The organism is Endozoicomonas sp. SESOKO4 (genome assembly GCF_024606275.1).
Map to the genome: position 1 here is coordinate 1 of NZ_JAHHPS010000619.1, position 1,620 is coordinate 1,620.

Annotated in this window: 1 protein-coding gene; it reads left to right on the forward strand. The window is 37.8% G+C overall.

Features of this window, described 5'->3' with window-relative positions; translation table 11 throughout:
* Positions 1-551: 551 nt before the first annotated feature.
* The coding region (locus tag KDK16_RS12050) for a hypothetical protein (RefSeq protein WP_257276306.1) at positions 552-1,620 on the forward strand (1,069 nt) is incomplete at its 3' end.

Genomic DNA, 1,620 nt, shown 5'->3' on the forward strand with positions numbered 1-1,620 from the left:
AGCGCTTTCCATCGATGAAAATAAGAAAAGAATCAAGCTTGACCTCGCTTCTTCCGTTTCAACCAATGAGACTGCACATGAAACTTTGGAGGACCAAAACCCCTTATCATTAATGATTCAAACCAGGGCTCGAGCACTCCTTTCCATGCCAGACACTCCGACCAATACCATGTAAGTAAAACTCCCGGCGCCGCGAAATGGGTGTCGCAAAACTTGCCATAAGCCGGTAATTGGAACTATAGAACGGCGTTACCGGCTTCCAAATCTTAGCCGCATACCGTATCAGATCTCCAATGATATGGCGCACCCTTCACGACAAATTTTTATGGAACACAACGGTTTGCTTCAAAGAATTGACAAAGCCACGCAAGTTCAGGCGGCTGGTAATCGTCGTGTAACCCATGTGGCCTTATTCACTTATACATGAATAGCAGCAATCGTAAAACAGATGTTATCAAAACAAGCTACTATTGACTGTCTACAGGGATTAGTAAAGCTACTCAAATAGCGTTCAATTCAGAAAATTTTAAGATATATGGGGATTCCCAAGTATGATTCTTACTGCGTTATCTATATCAAATAAAAACTTCATTCAATATTTCATTTTATTGATAGCTCTGATGTCAGGGAGTGCTCTTGCACTTAACGAAAACCAAATAAGCATACTAAAACAACTCACCCTTCAAGAGTATGAAGAAATTAACCGAGAGCTGAAAACAAAACATTTGTATAGGGAAGCTGAACTTTACATTAACAGAGCGATGGCATGCATTAACAGAAGAAAAAGAAATCATTTTTTTATAAGCGAAAATAGGAAAACAGCTGAAAAATTGAGTGTTAAGAGGAGTGATAATACTACCAAGTTGGGAATACCCTACCCCCTGTTACGAACTTTCAATCTTGTTCAGGCAATGATTCATCACGGTAAAGAAAAAGCTATCATAAAAATCACTAAGGATAATAGAGCAGCCGGTGTTGTTACTGACTATGTAGACAGATTATTATCAGAAAGAGCTGAGCAAGTGCCCACAGAGGGTATAGACTGGGTAAATTTGTCCTATGAATTTCGGCAATATCAATCCTTGGGACCATGTACTATTAAGGCAGAGAAAAACAAAGACTTTGATTATCGATTAATACATCCACATAGCACTCCTTATCGTAAACTTCATCTACTACGTAATGGAGAACTTGTTTTAAATAATGTCAATATAATCCGGCAAGGAAACTTAGAAGATGGGGATCAAATAATTTACCCTAAAAATTCACCCAAAAATTCACACGATAATACATCAGACTATCCGAAGTTATCACCCATAAGAAACTCCGCATCCAAAGCCAGAGAGATTTATATGGCAGTTGATCGACTTCAAACCTTTCTGGATAATAGGTATCCAGACAAATTTAGATTCAGTATCAATGATGACAATATGTTTAGAGTATCTCTGGATTTTGTAGTACCCTATGGTTGGTGGCAAGATGCATTTTTTAGAGTAGTGTTTAGTTTTGACAATGTAGGCAACGAAGGACCAACAGTTCATGTTGAATATGGACCAAAAATGTATCATCTTTTTCACAGTGATCTTTTCCTGACAAACAGTTATAGAAACTCTAAAGAAT